The following is a 17,721-nucleotide window of genomic DNA, read 5'->3' as shown; positions in this document are numbered from 1 at the left end:
CGTGGAAGCGTGCCATACTATTCCACGCTTCCCGAACAGGGAGGTTTGTTATTCCATCAAAGCATATTGAGCTTTCAATGTGTTTTGATAGGCTAACGAGCCATTGTTCTTTGAAAACTGAATAAAAGTAATTGAATACGTTTCGATAAGAAAAGAGCCAACGGAGCTAACCGCCATGACCTATCTTCTAAAGATAGCGAGCGTTTCAGTTAGTGTTCCGAAAAACAATCTTTAGCAGGATTGCCAGCGACGACTTTCTTATCGTGATAATGATACTCCCATACAGTCAATAGTCCGAGCGTTAAAAGCGTCGCAGGCAATGAGTATGGCTACATGAGAACCATGCAGGGGTGGAACTCCCGTGAGCTTTGCTAGAGCTGTTCGATTGCTTGTAAAACAACTTTTATGAAATCCAATAAGTGATTTGGAAAGGAGGATTTTATGAAGCAGACTGACATTCCGATTTGGGAGCGTTATACCCTAACTATTGAAGAAGCGTCAAAATATTTTCGTATTGGCGAAAACAAGCTGCGTCGTTTGGCAGAAGAAAATAAAAATGCAAACTGGCTGATTATGAATGGCAATCGTATTCAGGTTAAACGAAAACAATTTGAAAAAATTATAGATACATTGAACGCAATCTAGCGTAGCCAAAGGGTCTTGTATATGATAAAATAGTATTAAGTCGTATCAGGGCTCTTTCCATAATGGAAAGGAGCAAATGCCATGTCAGAAAAAAGACGTGACAATAAAGGTCGAATTTTAAAGACTGGAGAGAGCCAACGAAAAGACGGAAGATACTTATACAAATATACAGATTCATTTGGAGAACCGCAATTTGTTTACTCGTGGAAACTTGTGGCTACAGACAGAGTACCAGCAGGAAAGCGTGATTGTATCTCACTTAGGGAGAAAATCGCAGAGTTACAGAAAGACATTCATGATGGTATTGATGTTGTAGGAAAGAAAATGACACTCTGCCAGTTTTACGCAAAACAGAACGCTCAAAGACCAAAGGTTAGAAAAAATACTGAAACTGGACGCAAATATCTTATGGATATTTTGAAGAAAGACAAGTTAGGTGCAAGAAGTATTGATAGTATTAAACCATCAGACGCTAAAGAATGGGCGATTAGAATGAGTGAAAATGGTTATGCCTATCAAACCATCAATAACTATAAACGTTCTTTAAAGGCTTCATTCTACATTGCGATACAAGATGATTGTGTTCGGAAGAATCCATTTGACTTTCAACTGAATGCAGTTCTTGATGATGATACTGTCCCTAAGACCGTACTAACAGGAGAACAGGAAGAAAAACTGTTAGCCTTTGCGAAAGCTGATAAAACCTACAGCAAAAATTATGATGAAATTCTGATACTCTTAAAAACAGGTCTTCGTATTTCAGAGTTTGGTGGTTTGACACTTCCAGATTTAGATTTTGAGAATCGTCTTGTCAATATAGACCATCAGCTATTGAGAGATACTGAAATTGGGTACTACATTGAAACACCAAAGACCAAAAGTGGTGAACGTCAAGTTCCTATGGTTGAAGAAGCCTATCAAGCATTTAAGCGAGTGTTAGCGAATCGAAAGAATGATAAGCGTGTTGAGATTGATGGATATAGTGATTTCCTCTTTCTTAATAGAAAGAACTATCCAAAAGTGGCGAGTGACTATAATGGTATGATGAAAGGTCTTGTTAAGAAATACAACAAGTATAATGATGATAAGTTACCACACATCACTCCACATAGTTTGCGACATACATTCTGTACCAACTATGCAAATGCAGGAATGAACCCAAAAGCATTACAATACATTATGGGGCATGCAAATATAGCCATGACGCTGAACTATTACGCACACGCAACATTTGATTCCGCAATGTCAGAGATGAAACGCTTGAATAAAGAGAAGCAACAGGAGCGTCTTGTTGCTTAGTAGTACAAATGAATTTACTACTTATTTACCACTTCTGACAGCTAAGACATGAGGAAATATGCAAAGAAACGTGAAGTATCTTCCTACAGTAAAAATACTCGAAAGCACATAGAATAAGGCTTTACGAGCATTTAAGAAAATATAAAAAGATAATTAGAAATTTATACTTTGTTTATGTTAAAATTAGATGATATTGGCCAACTATAAATTAAAACACTGTTTTGAAATTATATCGAATACTTTTGAGTCAATTACAAACTTACAACAACTAGAGAATTGTGTAGTTTGAAGGAAATAAGTACAAGTTTATTAGATAAAGTAGCATTTTATAGGATTATCACGAAAAATTCTAATTTTAGAATTATACTTTCTATTAATTTAGAACATGTTTTTTTATTTTTAAATGTTATAATAGTATTATCAAGTAAAAGGAGCATACTATAATTGGTAACAATATAAAATTCTACTAAAGACACATGGCCTGACAAAAACAGATTTGCTCGAATTGTATAAATTTTACGCAATAGCCCTTAGCTGTTATAAAAACGGAACAAGTACCATTTCAACTGAATTTATAGAAAATGTGTCTATGCTTCAAAAATAGATCAAGGTTAAGCTTCTGTCACTCTTCAATGATGCCTTTTTTGGGTAATAGAGTAAGATTGAGGAAGATATGTTGAAGGTGGAAAATAGCACTTAAAATTAAAACAGTTGAATTTAGGAAACGAGGACAAGTAATGAAGTTAACAAAAATGGTTATTAATAATTTTAGATCTTTTGGGGAGTGTCAAGCAATTAACTTTAATAATCAAACTGTACTGATAGGGAATAATAGTTCAGGAAAGACAACTGTATTACAGGCATTGAGTAAGTTGTTTTCAGATAAACAAAGTGAAAGAATCATTCGAAAAAGTGATTTTCATTTACCAAAAGGGTTAAAACCTGGTGAAAACACAAGAAATCTTTTTATAGAAACTATTTTTGAGTTTGATGAACTTGCTGGAACTGTCTATGGACCAGCCATTCCAACATTTTTCGAGCACTTTACAGTTTCTCAAGATGGTGCAAAACCTTTTTTACGAATCAGATTAGAATCTTCCTGGGAAGATGATGGAACAGTTGAAGGAAGTATTGATACTCAAATTTATTATATTTCATCTGATGAAGATACTATTAGAGATGAAGACAAACATCGTGCTCCTAGAAAGGATTTGGATAAAATTAGGGTACTTTATGTACCAGCTTCAAGAACACCTGAGAAGGAGTTGGGTAATGCTTCAGGTAGTATGTTAAGTAGGCTGGTAAATAGTATAAATTGGACTAAAGATGAGATAAATGAAATTAAAGATAAAATTGATGAGTTGAATAACACCTTTTTATCTGAAAATGGAGCATTAACTCAGATTAACAATGAGATTCAGAAATCATGGGAATTATATCATGAAGATAACCGTTTTTCTCAAGCAGAGTTAATTATTAATTCTTCTGAGATGGCGGCAGCACTTAGACAGATTGCCTTAAAATTTTCACCAACAACCACTGAAGAAGCATTTACAGTTTCAGATCTAGGAGATGGACTGAGATCTATTTTTTATTTTTCACTTGTTGATTCGATACTTGATATTGAGTTAGAAATTACCAAAGACCGTGAAGAGAATCCTGATAATCCAAGATTTAAGTTGGTACCTCCAATACTAACTATCTTAGCAATAGAGGAACCAGAAAATCATATTGCTCCACATCACATTGGAAAACTAGTAAAAAGGTTTAAGCAATTAAGTAATAATGATAACTCTCAAGTAATTTTAACGTCACATTCCCCAGCTATTGTAAAAAGAATTGAACCAGAAGAATTGAGGTATTTAAGAATTGAAAGTAATGGCAGAGTTCTTCAAACCATTGTTTCTGATATAAAACTACCTCAAGATACTGATGAATCTTATAAATATATTAAAGGAGCAATTCAAGCATATCCTGAACTATATTTTGCCAAGTTAGTAGTTCTAGGTGAAGGTGATAGTGAGGAACTGCTATTACCAAAGTTTTTTGATTTACTTGGGAATGAGATAGATAGCTCTCAGATTTCAATTGTGCCTTTAGGAGGAAGACATGTTAACTATTTTTGGAAATTATTAAATTCTCTAAAAATACCTCATATTACTTTACTAGACTTTGATAATGAAAGATACGGAGGTGGTTGGGGGAGAGTACAATATGTTATCCAACAGTTACTAAAAATAGGTATTGCGCGTAATGATTTAGTGAGAATGAAAGATGGTAGAATATTGGACGATCAAGACATTGCTAGAATTAGTTCTAATCAGATATCTGATATCCTCTCTCAACCATTGTTATCCTGGATAAATCATTTAGAAAAATTCAATGTTTTCTTTTCTGCACCCCTTGATATTGATTTCTTAATGTTACAGTATTATAAGGATTATTATCTGGAAACTTTATCTACCAATGAGGGACCTGTTGTTTCTTATACTGACGAAAATAGTGACAATAAAAAAATAAAAATAACTAAAATGGACAGAACAAATGATTATCAATTAATTGGTTTTAAAAATCGCATCAGTGAAGCTATACAAGCGACTTTAAAAGATAAGAGTGGCCCTGGTGATAGCTTCACTGAAGAAGAAAAGGAACTCATGATTTGGTATCAATATTTCTTTTTAGGTAGAGGCAAACCGACGACTCATATGCAATTTTTATTATCTATTCGTGATGAAGAATTAATCGAAAGCCTACCTTCTGTATTTGAGAAAATAGTTAAACGAGCTAAAGAATTACTTGGAGATATTGAATATGGTGAAGAGTGATGATTGGCTTCCTAAAGGAGATATTATTTTAGAGAATGCAGCTTTAGAAGCTGTTAAGAATGTAAACAATTGTTTAGTTATTGCTGGACCAGGTGCGGGGAAAACTGAATTACTAGCTCAAAAATTAGACTATCTTTTTTCTACAAATGAATGTATTTCTCCCAAAAAAATTTTAGCTTTAAGTTTTAAAACAGATGCTGCAGCAAATATGAAAAATAGAGTTAAAAAACGTTATGGTGATGAGTATGCTTCGCGATTTACATCTTTAACCTATTCAGCATTTGAGAAGATGATTTTAGATCAATATATAAATGCTCTCCCAGAAGAAATAAGACCAGATAGAGACTATCTGGTTGATGATTGGGATGTTATAAAAGCAACACTTATTAAAAATGGTATTAATGTTAATGGGAGGAGAATGTCAGATATAAGAAAGTCTGTCGAAAAAACCGTACTTAATGATGAGGCTAATTTAAAGTTTAAAAAGGACTTATTAAAAGGGACACGGAATAATAAGGCTGTGCTCCTTTATAAACAAATAACTAAGCTAGCTACGTATATAATATATACAAATAAATATATTCGGAAAGCACTTCAAATGACATATGAATTTGTCTTTTTAGATGAATTTCAGGATACTACGTATGACCAGTATAATTTATTAAAAACATGTTTTTTAGGTTCGACGTGTAAATTGACTGCAGTTGGAGATAATAAACAAGCAATTATGAGATGGGCAGGTGCAAATCCTGATATTTTTCAAGATTATAAGCTAGACTTCAAAGCAAATGAATATCAATTATTGATGAATCACCGCTCTGTACCTAAACTTATAGAATTTCAAAAAGAGGTTCATCAGATATTAAATAGTAATCACAGTTCTATTCAGTCAAATTATTATCCAGAATTTCAAGAGGGTGAAATAACATTATTTGAATTTGAAAATGAAAGTTTAGAATCTAAGTTAATTGCAAATGATATAGAATCAAAAATTCAAGGAGGTATACGACCATCAGAAATTTGTATCCTAGCAAAACAGAAGGTTGATGATTATAGTTCAAAATTGATAATTACATTAAGCAGTAAAGGGATTAAAGCAAGAATTGAAAATGAATATCAAGAACTTTTAAAAGACCCTACTTGTAACTTATTATTAGATTTAATATCATGCAGTCAAGGAAAACGAGATCCTTTAATTTGGGAAAATATTAGTAATTTTTATGGAAATATCAATGGAATAGATGAACTTACTGATGAATTAATTTTAGCAAAATCCTATAAGGAGATTGACAATATAGTTAGTGATATTACTTACCTAATTTCAAATGTTATTCCCAATGAAGAAAGTATGCTAAAATTAATTGATTGTATTATTGAAAAAATAGATGAAAAAAGAATTATTTCAAATTTTTCAACATACAATAGAAAAAGTGACCTAGATATCATTGTCAAGAACTTTTCAAAGTTATTATACAAAGAATATTCTCAAACACAAGGTGAATGGCTAGATACAGTCTCTAGTTTCAAGGGTGAAAACTCAATTCCAATTATGACTATCCATAAGAGTAAAGGATTAGAATATGAGGTAGTCTATTTTCTAGGCTTGGAGGATTCTGCATTCTGGAGTTTTAATGATCAACCGGAAGAAGATAAAAGTGCGTTCTTTGTCGCACTTTCAAGAGCAAAAAGTCACTTAATATTCACATACTGTAAATTGAGAAATAATAGTCCGCAAAATAATAGAAATATTAATGAGATATATTCATTGCTGACTCAATCCAATTTAGTTGATGTTATTAATTAATAATGATTAAGGCATAGAAATTAGTTTTTTAGATAAACTAATTTCTATGCCTTGTTTTATCTTTTTTACTAGTTAAAAAGATTGATTATAGTGGGTTATCAAGATATGTTTTTTGAAAACTTTTCAATAACCTAACTAAGTTTAATTCAGTTAGATTTACTTGATTTTCTTGGATGCTATAATCAGAATTTTTATGTCTAGCTTTTTTATAGTAAAAATCGAAATCTTTCTCTGTAACTTCAAGTTGATTCACTATCTCTTTTGATGAAAATTTACTATTTATCAAGTTGTGAGTCTTTTTCAATTCTAATTTTGTGTCATAAATTACTATACTATTTTTAAATCTAGTTAAAGGATATTTTTCGAGACCAGGTATTGAAGAAAATACTTTCAGCAATTGGTATTTTAAAGTATTTTTGTATAAACAGTGGTAATAAATAGTGTCAGAATAATCACATTCAAAATTTTCTAAATCAGGGGAAGGAACTAGACAATTACCTTGATCTAAATACATAGCCATACATTCGTCAATTGTAAGATGACGATATCGAAGTTGTACTAATTGCCAATCAATATTAGTCTGGTATTGATTTAAACTATAAGCCATAGTTTTGAAACGATTTGCATCATCGTCGGTAAGTTTAATATAAAAATCGGGATTAGGATTATAAATAAAAAATCTTCCGTCTTCATTTTCAATGAAGAACCAATTTTTATAGTCTTTTAAAACATGAAAATACTGCTCTTTGATATTTAAGTCGGTATGATTAAACTTTTGAAACAACTTATTTATTAACTCAAAAGGAGCAGAGGAGTCTTTAGGAGTATTTATAGAGCCATTTCTAGCATATATTAATCCTTTTGGTAATGCAGTATCTTTCTTAGGCTTATAATCTTTTGTTAAAAATACAGGAACTTTATCTGTATCATGAATAATTAAGATGTCAATTTCTTTGTTGTCTATAGTTTCAGTTTGTATGCTAATTTTAATTTGATTATTTGTTGATATAAAGAGTTTATGTAGTAAATCTGTTAGATCTTCTTCATTTCTTCTATTATCATCATTGTTTACACCGATTATATCTAAAGTGATATTATCAATTCCAAAGATGATATAACAATCTTCGTGATGTGATGTATTGACAAAATTTAAGATATCACGCACCAATTCAGTTTTTGAATGATGCCATTTTTGTTTAAAATCATGAAACTCATCTTCGGGAGTATTCAATAGTAAATGTATTTGATCTAGACTCAGCATTTTTATTTCTCCAAATATTAGTTTACAGAAATTTTATCATAGAATCAGAGAAAGTCAATCATAACTATATTAGCTGTGATACCTTTTCCAAATCTTCCCTGTTATCCTAATATCATTCATAGAAAATCAATTTTTGATTTTCTATGGGGGTTTGGGGGCGAAGACACCAAGTTATCTTATCGTTAGCTGTCAAAACTAGAAGGTTTTGGTCGGCTGGCGATATGATTTTTGGGATATTGTGGACACAATATCTGAGCTCGCAAAGACCGAACAAGAAGCAAGTGAGGTCTTTAGGAAACGTACTGACAATGTGAGGTAGACTTACACTGTCAGACAAGTAGAATGTTGAAGGGATATCAGAATGGGACAAGAAATTAAGTCAATCCGAAAGCAATTTAGAATTACGAGACAAGAAGAAAAACAGATAAAAGAAATGATGAGGGAACAAAAAGTGGATAGTTTCTCAGAATTTCTTCGTCAGAATTTATTGAAAAAGAATTATCAGGATAGAATTTTTGAAAGTTGGTTCTCCCTTTGGCAGTCTCAAAAGTTTGAACAGATTAGTCGAGATGTGTATGAAGTTCTGGTTGTCGCAAGAGAAAATCATCAAGTGACTAAAGAGCACGTCTCAATCTTATTGACTTGCGTTCAAGAATTGATTGCAGAAGTGAATCAAGTGCAGCCACTCAGTCGTGAGTTCCGTGAAAAATATATGGGTTAGGAGGATGTAATGGTTTATCGCTATCGTACTAATCTCAAAAAAGTATTTCTAACTGATCCAGAATTACACCAATTGAATGAACGGATTGCTAAGAGCAATTGTCAAAATTTCTCAGTCTATGCCAGAAAAGTTTTGCTTAATCCCAATATGGCTTTTGTCACAATTAACACGGATACCTATGACCAGTTAGTTTTTGAATTGAGACGGATTGGAAATAATATTAATCAAATTGCGCGCGCTATCAATCAGAGCCATCTGATTTCTCAGGAACAATTACAAGAATTGAGTAAGGGAATTAGTGAGTTAATTACTGGAGTAGAGAAAGATTTTCAAGTTGAAGTTAATAGACTGAGGGAATTTTATGGTAGTCACTAAACACTTTGCGACACATGGTAAAAAATACCGTAGACGTTTGATTAAATATATCCTCAATCCAGAAAAAACGGATAATCTAAAATTAGTATCTGATTTTGGAATGAGTAATTACTTAGACTTTCCTAGCCATGCAGAAATGGTAGAGATGTACAATGTCAACTTCACCAATAATGACAAGTTGTACGAATCCAGAAATGACCGACAAGAAAAATATCAACAAACAATTCATGCCCATCATCTCATCCAATCATTTTCTCCTGAAGATAATCTGACACCTGAAGAAATTAACCGCATTGGTTATGAGACCATGATGGAATTGACAGGAGGTCGTTTTAAGTTTATCGTAGCAACTCACACAGACAAAGATCATGTTCATAATCACATCCTAATCAACTCTATTGACCGCAATTCAGATAAAAAGTTGATATGGAACTATGCCTTGGAACGAAACCTCCGTATGATTTCAGACCGTATTTCTAAAGTTGCTGGGGCGAAAATTATTGAGAAGAGTTTTTCTTACCGTGACTATCAAAAATATAGGCAGTCTAGTCATAAGTTTGAATTGAAACAACGTCTTTATTTTTTGCTGTAGCAATCTAAATCGTTTGATGATTTTTTAGAGAAAGCAAAGCAGTTGCATGTTCAGATTGATTTTAGTCAAAAGCATAGTCGATTCATGATGACGAATCGAGCAATGACAAAACCTATTCGAGGACGCCAACTCAGCAAACGAGATCTATATGATGAAGAATTTTTTAGAACGCATTTTGCTAAGCTAGAGATTGAAAGTCGTTTAGAATTTTTGTTGAACCGTGTCAATTCTTTAGAAGAGTTAATAACAAAAGCAAAAGAATTTAATCTAACCATTGACTTAAAACAAAAAAATGTAACTTTTATCCTGGAAGAAGATAATCAAAAGATAAGTTTAGGTCATCAAAAAATAAGTGATAAGAAATTATATGATGTCAAATTTTTTCAAGATTATTTTAAAAATAAGGAAGTCGTTGCTTCAGAAGAATTAGAGAATTTACAGGAACAGTACCATGCTTTCCAAGAAGAACGAGATAAGGATAAAGTATCCACTGAAGAGATTGAGGAAGCTTTTGAGATATTTAAGGAAAAACGAGATACCGTTCGTGAATTTGAAGTGGAACTTGCAGAGAAACAAATAGAGAAGCTAGTTGATGAGGGTATTTATATCAAAGTGTCTTTTGGTATTAAGCAGAGTGGTCTAATTTTCATTCCCAATTATCAATTAGATATTCTGGAAGAAGAGAATCAAACAAAATATAAAATCTTTATACGTGAGACAACCTCATACTTTGTATATAACAAAGAACATTCGGATAAGAATCAGTATGTCAAAGGACGAACCTTGATAAGACAGCTAACCAACGATAGTCGAGTAATACCATACAGAAGACCTACAGTTAAGAGTCTACAGGAAAAGATTACTGAGATTAACCTCTTCATTGAATTAACTGAAGCAGATAAGAAATACCAAGACATTAAAGACGAGTTAGTAAAAGAAATAGCAGAGATAGATATAAAACTAAATCAAATTAATGAAAAAATCGCCAACTTAAATAAGATGGCGGAAGTGCTTATCAATTTGAAGAGTGAGGATGTGAGCAGTCGAAAGCTTGCAAGATATGACTTTTCAAAATTAAATTTGCCAGAATCAACATCTCTAGAACAAATCAATGCGGAATTTTTGAGATTACAAAAAGAGTTAACTACCTTTCTTGAGGAATATGAGAATATTATAAAAAGATTGGAAATATTTGTGAAAGTACTAAATAGAAAAGAGTTAAAGTGGAGAAACGGTCATGATGGAGAACTTAATAAATATGAAATAATTGATTAAGTTCTTTATATAGCATATAGCTTCCAAGCGTATCTTTTTTGGAGGCAGACAAGTGTTGTCTAAAATTTCTAGGAAAAGCTCCTAGGGGCAACGTTTGAGGGTAAGCGTGCCACATTACAGATTTGCAGGATAAGGTTGCTCATCTAAACAAGGTAGCAGAGGTCTTAATCGATCTCAACAACTCAGACCCAGAAAATAGAAGACTGGCAAAATATGACTATGCCAAGATGAACCTGACTTCAGCTATCAAACTGGAGCAGGTGGAGAAAGAAATCGAAGAAAATCAAAGATTTATTACTAAATGGATAGATGATTATGATTATAAGGTTAGGAGATTAGAGAATTTTATCAATATACTTGATAACACAAGAAATCAAAATGTTACCAAATTAGAACGGGAAACAAAATCAGTATAGTTATTTGAGATACCATGGAAAAATTATAAGGCTGATAGTATTAATTTCACTATCAGCCTTACAGGTTATTTAACGTTTCAGAAAAACTATAATGTCAAGATTAACTAAACAGTATCTAATTCTTTCAAATAATTTTCTATCTTCATCAACATTAAAGGATTGTTATAAATCTTACATAACTCTCTTGCTTCTATATAATAATTTTTGACTTGTTCTTTGTCTAGAAATTTAGCTCCAGCATTTCCTACAAGAATAAGTAGAGGAGCCAGTTGGTAGCTTGTCTGTCTTTGTTTACAGAGTTCAATCGTCTCAAGAGCTTCTTGGATGGCTTCATTATATTTTTCCTTTGATACTAGGTAGTGAGCGTAGTTGTAACGAACTCTGATGTAGCCAAATAAAAACTCTTGATGCTCAAAATTTTTTGTCTGATATAACTCCATCAAATGAGAGTAGTTTGCCTCATATTCTTGTTCACGACCCACTAAGGAATAGAAATTAGATAGAGTATTCAATGCCTTTAAATAAATCAGAGTATTTGAGGAGACTTTTAATAATATATTTTCCAATGAAGAAATTGCCTCACACTTACTGTCATATTGATAGAAGTCAATAATAGCTTTAATCCATTCAAGATAAGTTCGGTCTTCTAGTGTTAGAAAAGTACTTCGTTCAATCTCTATTCTATAAATATATTCCAAATTATCATAATTTCTGTCATCTAATAGTCGAGCAGATAATTGCTTGAAATTAGAGAGGTTAGATTTAATTTCAATTTGTTCATTAAAAAAATAATCTAATGGCACTTCGAGCCGTTGTGAGAGTTTGAACAAAAGGTCTGCGGAGGGAATAAAATGCCCTCTCTCAATTTTACTAATCTGGCTTTGTTCACAAATTCCTTCTGCAAGAGTTTGTTGTGAGAGTCTCAACTCTTTTCTTTTCAATCTGAATTTTTCTGCGAGTGTATTCATTAAAGATAATAAACCTTCCTATTTACTTAATTTCATTATAAAATTTTTAGTTAAAAATAGCAAGTTAAAGAAATAAAATATTATTTATGGTAATAAAAAAAAAAAAAGTTCAAAATGCAATAAAAATAATTGACTAAATAATATATATGTGTTAGAATAAAAACAAGGAAACAGAAAGGGGTTTCATTGCATGAGAAAAAAACGTGGAATAAAAAAATTAGTTACATTTGCATTACTAGGTGTTTTTATGTTTAGTAATACAATTCCTTACCAACAGTTTATTCAGAAGAATAAACAATTGGAGATTCGAGTGCAATCACAAAAGAAGTCCAATGGTCTTGATGTTGGGAAGGCTGATTAGTTGATTAAATGATGAAAATACTATTAACTATATAGTATTTCTATTTTATCAAATTTTTAATTAGAAAGAAAGGATTCCAATGTACTAGGGTGTGATTTGTTAATATTTCTAAATGCAGTCATTGTTATTGTTAGATTTTAAGTGAAAGAAATGAGGGCTTTACGATGAAGAAAAGCATAAAAAAATAATTACAACATCTTTACTTGCACTGACTTTAGCTGGTGCAGGTGGTTCGATTGTTTCAGCTGCAACAGTTTGGTATAAAGGTACTGCAGTTTATTGGGATTATGGTCGTACTGCTGGTCTTTGGAGCTATTCAAATGTTCAGTCTGGTGTTTACGAACACTCAGCATCTGCTAACGGGGCATTCTCAGGCTGGGAATCCCCTGGAGTAGAAGCACGTGTTTCTAAATTCATCGGAACTGCTACAGCTGAATGTTACTGGAATTGTAGGTAAGTACCTATGACATACAAAAACATGTTATTAGGTAAAATGAAATACTTAATCCTGTTTTTGAKTGCCATCCAGAGTGTCTTACTTGCTCTGGTGGCAATTTTTTTAGCAGGTTTACAGTATCAACAGTCATGGCAGAGTTATAATCATCATTCCGGGACCGTAACAGTTTATCTTCAGAAGTTAACAGAAGAGCAATCACAAGATGTATTTAATTATTTTTTAGAACAGAGTGACTTGTCCATATGGACAAAACGTTCTGAAAGTAGTGATACAGGAGAAGGTCTAAATAGGATTTATATAGACATCCTTGGTAGCTCTGCTGGTTTTTCAGATTTTGAAAGTACGGGTAAAATAGTAGTCTCACAACAACAATTTGCAGATTTATTATCTCATGGTGATAATAGTATGACTATTGGACTTGACAAAGGCTCAAATAATATGCTTTACGAGCTTCCAGATTTATTATTTAGCACACCTGTAGTCATTGAACGATTAGATTATACTTTCCAAAACACTAATACGATTAATGGGATATACCATATCAATGGTCTCCACGATGCTGTCTCAAGAGATAACTTTCTGTTACATCTTTCAAAGATATCAGGTATTTCTGTTGAGGATTTGACAAAAGAAAGTTTTGGAAGTAGTACTGATCAGGGAATTTGGGGAATAATACTTGCTATCAGCATCTTAGTAAATGCCTTCATTTTACTGATTCTATTCTTAATCTGTGTTCTTCAATCCTTTAAACATTTCGGAACATTGATTCTTTTAGGATGGGATAGAAAAGAATTATGGTCTGCTTTTTTCAAAAATTCTCTACTATTTTCAATCTACATTATTCCAATTATCTCTTTATGTAGTTGGTTGTTGTCAGGTTGGTCTAGTTTTGGTTTATCATCGTTTATTCTAGTTTTTGCTGGAGTCAGCCTCTCAGTCTTGTTGCTACTATTGATATTCATTATTCCAACGATTATTGTTTATTCGGTTTCTCCATTAGCCGCAATTCATAAACGATTACCAATGAAGCCTTTAATGGTAACATGCTTGTTATTCTATACCTTGGTAGCTGGTTTGTTAATCGCAGTCAGTTACTCTTTAGATGCTCCAATGAATCAGTTTATTGATAATATGAAAGTATCTAGAGAGTGGAAGAATGTTGAAGATATGTACGTTATATCCAGCTTTGTTGAGGGAGATGATGTAGGTACATATGCAGGAACTACAAATTCCCTTGAGCGCAGTATGTATAACTTTTACCAGCGTATATCTGAGCTTCCAGGTGTCTATATTGCCCAAGGAAAATTTCTTAATCAGGAGTACCTTGATGCAGTCTATGGGACATACCAGCATGTCCCTAAAAAACCATTTTGGTATTTGAAATTCTCCTATAATTACCTGCAAGACCTAGGTATTCCCCTAAGTGATGAAGAGTTGCTAGAGATGAGGAATGGTACTCGACTTTATCTTCTACCTAACACGCTCAATACAGAAGAACTTGAGGTGATGAAGGCGTATTTACAGGAAAGTGTCACTGTAAAACCGGGGGATTTACAAACTAATTTCACAGAAAATCAGAAATTTATTTTCAAGGTTTACCAACCGTCTCGACCAATATTTACTTGGTCAGATTCCATTTCTTATGGTACAACTAGTGAGAATCCAGTTATTTTTATCTCAACACCAGAGAATTTATATTTCATGGAGTCGGCAAACTTAGTTGTCAGTGGCTATAATGGTCTTTTGAAGATTCGTGATAGGGAAACGATGGAACAGGTAGTGTCCGTTTTAGAAACAGAATTTCCAGATTTAACGGATAATCGTTTGAGTTTTACAACTGTCAAGAACTTTATCAATGGTCTTCAAAAAGATCTGAGTTATACATTTTATCTTTTCGGCACAATCATAGCGATTATCATCATTACGATGATGGCTATTTTCTGGAGTTTTGTCTTAATGTACCGCTTGTTATTTGAAGAAAAATTGTATGTCCAATACTTTATGGGATTCTCACCATGGAAAAGATATATTGGTGTGCTTTCTCTCATTATTAGTTTTTCTGTGATGGAACTAATCGTTTCTATCTTGGTGGGTTCTAAGTTGGGAATAGTCATGACACTAGCTACATTTGCTTTTCAGATAATGCTTCTTTATTTCAGTTTGTTCCGTAAAGAAGGAGAGAGTATCATACAATCATTTAAGGAGTAATCTCATGTCTAGAATTTCAGTACAAAATGTATCAAAACAATTTGGTTCAAGAGAAATTTTCAAAGACTTAAGCTTTGATATTGAGGAAAATGAATTTGTAGCTTTAGTAGGACCTTCTGGTTCTGGAAAATCGACTATCCTCAATATGATTGGACTATTGGATGCTGTTGACAGTGGTAAAATCCTAATCAACGGAAAAGTTTTGCCTAAGGTAAATTCGCAATCAGCAGTTCATTATCGAAGGAATGTCATCAACTATCTTTTTCAATCCAATGCACTCATTTCTACATCTAGTGTGAAAGATAACCTGATGCTTGCCATGACTTTTTCGAATTTCTCTAGACAGGAGAAAGAGCAGAGAATCAAGGAAACGCTAGAATTTGTTGGTCTACAAAATCGGTTAAATAGTAAAATCAATGAATTATCGGGAGGTGAACAGCAGAGAATTGCGATTGTGAGAGCTATTTTAAAGCCCGGAGATATTGTCCTAGCAGATGAACCAACCGGATCATTAGATCCTGAAATGTCTCAAAAAGCATTCGATTTGATTCGAACTTTGAGAGATCAATTTGGTAAAACAATTTTGGTTGTTACGCATAACATGGAGCAAGCACGGCAATGTGATAGGATCATTTCACTGGAGTCGGTTCTTGTAAATTAACTCAACCATTATTAGCACTTGATACGGTTACTTTTGATTATGGAATATCGAAGGTGGAGAGTTCAAACATGAAAAAATTTACATACGATGTTATAAAACAGCCAAATTTGTCTAATCGTTTGGAGTTAAAAACACATGTACTGGTTGAAAATCATATTGATGATGTCATTTGTCTGCATATCATTGCTAGTAATAAATTATTAGATATGGTTATTTTGAACCCATTTCAAAAGAAAACTATATTTATTCCATGCTATTTTGAGGAAGATATTGTGAAAGTCAAAGATGATGATGAAGTTGAGTGGGCTTTGTTAGAATTTCAAAAATTTAGAGCATTTTCGGCTCAGTAATATGTGTTGAAGACTCAAAATCTATGGTAAAAAGTAGCTTTGAAAACGTATTACCTCCAAAGATTTAGTTAAATAATGATTTAACACAAAAAGAAATTATTGAAGTTCTGGAAAGATGTTGTTTCAGTATAGAAATAAGTCTTAAAAAACTGGATTTGAAGAATTATTTTGATTATATTGTTTCGGATAACAATTGCTATTGAAGATTCGTACTCAGGGATACAGGGTTCAACTAGTGCTGGTATTGCTACTATTGGATATTACGATAACTGATTGCCTTTATTTAATACTAAGGCAAATTGTAAGGCTGGAAGTATGCAAGAAGTATTGAACGTAATTCAATCACAACATGAGTTTTAAAACGTCTAGACGTACTTAGAAAAATAAAAAAAGCGATAGAGCAATTGCTCTATCGCTTTTTTTATTTTTCTAAAAACAGCGGTAAAATACAGGATTTTTCACTCTTAATAGTGAAGTCTAAAAATTGAGAGAGTTTTATGAAAAATCGTTCACCGCTATTTCCTACCTTATCAAATTTATATAAGGAGGAATAAAATGGTGTATTTTATCTATGTAAATGGGTTAAAAGTCCCTGTTTCCAGAGAAGTTCTTGTATGATTGATTTGTGAACATTTTCCTATAATTTTGTAATATTTTTGAACTATAATATATTAGATAAAGATGTCTTTTGTGTTTCACTTTATTTTACAATAAGACTAATTTTTGAAAGTCAGTAATTTTAAATAGTTGATAAAATCTTTGCTCTCAGACGGTTAATAGATATGCTTATGAGAAGTGTTTAATAAATTAATTTTAGTTCAAAATGTCCAGTTTGGACACTTTGAAAGATTTCCTAGTTTTATATATTATACTTTTCTCAGGAGAAAGCTAGATGTACAGACGTTTGAGAGATTTGAGGGAAGATCACGATTTGACCCAAAAACAAATAGCTAAAATACTTTCGTTTACAGACTCAGCTTATGCTAAAATTGAACGGGGTGAGCATGCCTTGACGGCAGATGTATTGGTAACTCTCTCAAACTTTTACGATGTCAGTACAGACTATCTATTGGGATTGACAGATTTTCCTGATAAAATTCGCTTTAGAAAATAATCTCCTCAATTGCATAGAGTGTGAAAATGAGGAGATTTTTTATTTGTTCTTTGACAATTGAATAGTCCAAAATGGTACTTTCCTCATTTGTGGAGCAGATTTGAATGGCTCGCCATGATAAGAGCGATTTTAAAACCATCAATAAAATAGAGCGATACTTTATATGCCATGATACAAATGATATACAATGATACTTCTGACCGTTCAGGCTGCCACCGTAAAAGAGCAGCAAGTGAAATTCTTATGATGACTTCATCAGTCATGCCATGGAGGAGATTGATAAAAGATAAAAGGGAAGTGATTTTTTGAAATCAAATTTAGAAAATTATATAGTCGAGCTAGAGATGCTAAATCTATTATTCCTAAAAAAACTTATTAGCGAAAAAGAA

The 17,721-nt window shown here is 32.5% G+C and carries 14 protein-coding genes and 3 pseudogenes; 13 read left to right on the top strand and 4 right to left on the bottom strand.

The features are described from left to right. Positions 1 to 209 precede the first annotated feature (209 nt). Positions 210 to 458, bottom strand: a pseudogene (locus tag D2908_RS10065) (hypothetical protein). Between D2908_RS10065 and D2908_RS01225 the strand changes: the two are divergent. From D2908_RS01225 to D2908_RS01210, 4 genes are all read left to right on the top strand, one after another. Next, complete coding sequence (locus tag D2908_RS01225; protein WP_000814512.1) at positions 442 to 645, top strand: excisionase; 204 nt, start codon at positions 442 to 444, stop codon at positions 643 to 645. The pseudogene D2908_RS10065 and the gene D2908_RS01225 sit on opposite strands and share 17 nt — an antisense overlap. Positions 646 to 726: 81 nt before the next feature. After that, on the top strand, positions 727 to 1,944 hold the full coding sequence (locus tag D2908_RS01220) for a tyrosine-type recombinase/integrase (protein ID WP_117304278.1): 1,218 nt from the start codon (positions 727 to 729) through the stop codon (positions 1,942 to 1,944). 737 nt (positions 1,945 to 2,681) lie between these two features. After that, positions 2,682 to 4,769 carry an AAA family ATPase gene (locus D2908_RS01215; protein ID WP_033607238.1) on the top strand — a complete coding sequence of 696 codons (2,088 nt, stop codon included), beginning with the start codon at positions 2,682 to 2,684 and terminating at the stop codon, positions 4,767 to 4,769. Next, a complete protein-coding gene (locus D2908_RS01210; RefSeq protein ID WP_033607239.1) occupies positions 4,756 to 6,573 on the top strand; it encodes an ATP-dependent helicase in 1,818 nt (605 codons plus the stop codon). The genes D2908_RS01215 and D2908_RS01210 overlap by 14 nt, the downstream gene beginning before the upstream one ends. Before the next feature lie 85 nt (positions 6,574 to 6,658). On the opposite strand, the gene D2908_RS01205 is transcribed toward D2908_RS01210, so the two are convergent. Then, entirely contained in the window at positions 6,659 to 7,834 is a 1,176-nt protein-coding gene (locus tag D2908_RS01205) for an ATP-binding protein (protein ID WP_033607241.1), read from the bottom strand. Positions 7,835 to 8,195: 361 nt separating this feature from the next. Here D2908_RS01205 and D2908_RS01200 point away from each other — a divergent pair, with 361 nt between their 5' ends. From D2908_RS01200 to D2908_RS01185, 4 genes and pseudogenes are all read left to right on the top strand, one after another. Further along, positions 8,196 to 8,555: an SAG1252 family conjugative relaxosome accessory protein gene (locus D2908_RS01200; protein ID WP_050238673.1), complete on the top strand. Its 360-nt coding sequence runs from the start codon at positions 8,196 to 8,198 to the stop codon at positions 8,553 to 8,555. A gap of 9 nt (positions 8,556 to 8,564) precedes the next feature. Beyond that, entirely contained in the window at positions 8,565 to 8,930 is a 366-nt protein-coding gene (locus D2908_RS01195) for a plasmid mobilization relaxosome protein MobC (RefSeq protein ID WP_049548767.1), read from the top strand. Next, a pseudogene (locus tag D2908_RS01190) lies at positions 8,917 to 10,797 on the top strand (SAG1250 family conjugative relaxase). Before D2908_RS01195 ends, D2908_RS01190 begins: the two are co-directional and overlap by 14 nt. Before the next feature lie 113 nt (positions 10,798 to 10,910). Beyond that, a pseudogene (locus D2908_RS01185) lies at positions 10,911 to 11,213 on the top strand (helical hairpin domain-containing protein); the annotation flags it as partial. Positions 11,214 to 11,317: 104 nt separating this feature from the next. Here the strand turns inward: D2908_RS01185 and D2908_RS01180 are convergent. Next, positions 11,318 to 12,181, bottom strand: coding sequence for a helix-turn-helix transcriptional regulator (locus D2908_RS01180; protein ID WP_004247195.1), 864 nt, complete (start codon positions 12,179 to 12,181; stop codon positions 11,318 to 11,320). A gap of 190 nt (positions 12,182 to 12,371) precedes the next feature. On the opposite strand from D2908_RS01180, the gene D2908_RS10215 reads away from it, so the two are divergent. From D2908_RS10215 to D2908_RS01145, 5 genes are all read left to right on the top strand, one after another. Then, positions 12,372 to 12,542: a PhrA family quorum-sensing system peptide gene (locus tag D2908_RS10215; protein WP_001227862.1), complete on the top strand. Its 171-nt coding sequence runs from the start codon at positions 12,372 to 12,374 to the stop codon at positions 12,540 to 12,542. Positions 12,543 to 13,005: 463 nt separating this feature from the next. Next, positions 13,006 to 15,207 carry an ABC transporter permease gene (locus D2908_RS01165; RefSeq protein ID WP_117304274.1) on the top strand — a complete coding sequence of 734 codons (2,202 nt, stop codon included), beginning with the start codon at positions 13,006 to 13,008 and terminating at the stop codon, positions 15,205 to 15,207. 4 nt (positions 15,208 to 15,211) lie between these two features. Beyond that, complete coding sequence (locus tag D2908_RS01160) at positions 15,212 to 15,868, top strand: ATP-binding cassette domain-containing protein (protein ID WP_000087001.1); 657 nt, start codon at positions 15,212 to 15,214, stop codon at positions 15,866 to 15,868. 68 nt (positions 15,869 to 15,936) lie between these two features. Beyond that, positions 15,937 to 16,218 carry a hypothetical protein gene (locus D2908_RS01155; RefSeq protein WP_050238665.1) on the top strand — a complete coding sequence of 94 codons (282 nt, stop codon included), beginning with the start codon at positions 15,937 to 15,939 and terminating at the stop codon, positions 16,216 to 16,218. Positions 16,219 to 17,110: 892 nt separating this feature from the next. After that, positions 17,111 to 17,332, top strand: a complete 222-nt coding sequence (locus tag D2908_RS01145) for a helix-turn-helix transcriptional regulator (RefSeq protein WP_050238664.1) — start codon at positions 17,111 to 17,113, stop codon at positions 17,330 to 17,332. Between the two features lie 83 nt (positions 17,333 to 17,415). Here the strand turns inward: D2908_RS01145 and D2908_RS01140 are convergent, their stop codons facing one another. Then, positions 17,416 to 17,595 (bottom strand): hypothetical protein, encoded by a 180-nt coding sequence (locus tag D2908_RS01140; RefSeq protein WP_003042734.1) that lies wholly within the window; start codon positions 17,593 to 17,595, stop codon positions 17,416 to 17,418. Positions 17,596 to 17,721 lie beyond the last annotated feature (126 nt).

Source organism: Streptococcus sp. LQJ-218 (assembly GCF_003428885.1).
GTDB lineage: Bacteria > Bacillota > Bacilli > Lactobacillales > Streptococcaceae > Streptococcus.
The sequence above is the reverse complement of the archived record's forward strand: the minus strand, read 5'-3'. Positions and strand labels throughout refer to the sequence as shown.

Coding starts and splice junctions, on each gene's coding strand:
- D2908_RS01225 (WP_000814512.1), top strand. CDS start 442: ATGAAGCAGACTGACATTCCGATTTGGGAGCGTTATACCCTAACTATT.
- D2908_RS01220 (WP_117304278.1), top strand. CDS start 727: ATGTCAGAAAAAAGACGTGACAATAAAGGTCGAATTTTAAAGACTGGA.
- D2908_RS01215 (WP_033607238.1), top strand. CDS start 2,682: ATGAAGTTAACAAAAATGGTTATTAATAATTTTAGATCTTTTGGGGAG.
- D2908_RS01210 (WP_033607239.1), top strand. CDS start 4,756: ATGGTGAAGAGTGATGATTGGCTTCCTAAAGGAGATATTATTTTAGAG.
- D2908_RS01205 (WP_033607241.1), bottom strand. CDS start 7,834: ATGCTGAGTCTAGATCAAATACATTTACTATTGAATACTCCCGAAGAT.
- D2908_RS01200 (WP_050238673.1), top strand. CDS start 8,196: ATGGGACAAGAAATTAAGTCAATCCGAAAGCAATTTAGAATTACGAGA.
- D2908_RS01195 (WP_049548767.1), top strand. CDS start 8,565: ATGGTTTATCGCTATCGTACTAATCTCAAAAAAGTATTTCTAACTGAT.
- D2908_RS01180 (WP_004247195.1), bottom strand. CDS start 12,181: ATGAATACACTCGCAGAAAAATTCAGATTGAAAAGAAAAGAGTTGAGA.
- D2908_RS10215 (WP_001227862.1), top strand. CDS start 12,372: ATGAGAAAAAAACGTGGAATAAAAAAATTAGTTACATTTGCATTACTA.
- D2908_RS01160 (WP_000087001.1), top strand. CDS start 15,212: ATGTCTAGAATTTCAGTACAAAATGTATCAAAACAATTTGGTTCAAGA.
- D2908_RS01155 (WP_050238665.1), top strand. CDS start 15,937: ATGAAAAAATTTACATACGATGTTATAAAACAGCCAAATTTGTCTAAT.
- D2908_RS01145 (WP_050238664.1), top strand. CDS start 17,111: ATGTACAGACGTTTGAGAGATTTGAGGGAAGATCACGATTTGACCCAA.
- D2908_RS01140 (WP_003042734.1), bottom strand. CDS start 17,595: ATGACTGATGAAGTCATCATAAGAATTTCACTTGCTGCTCTTTTACGG.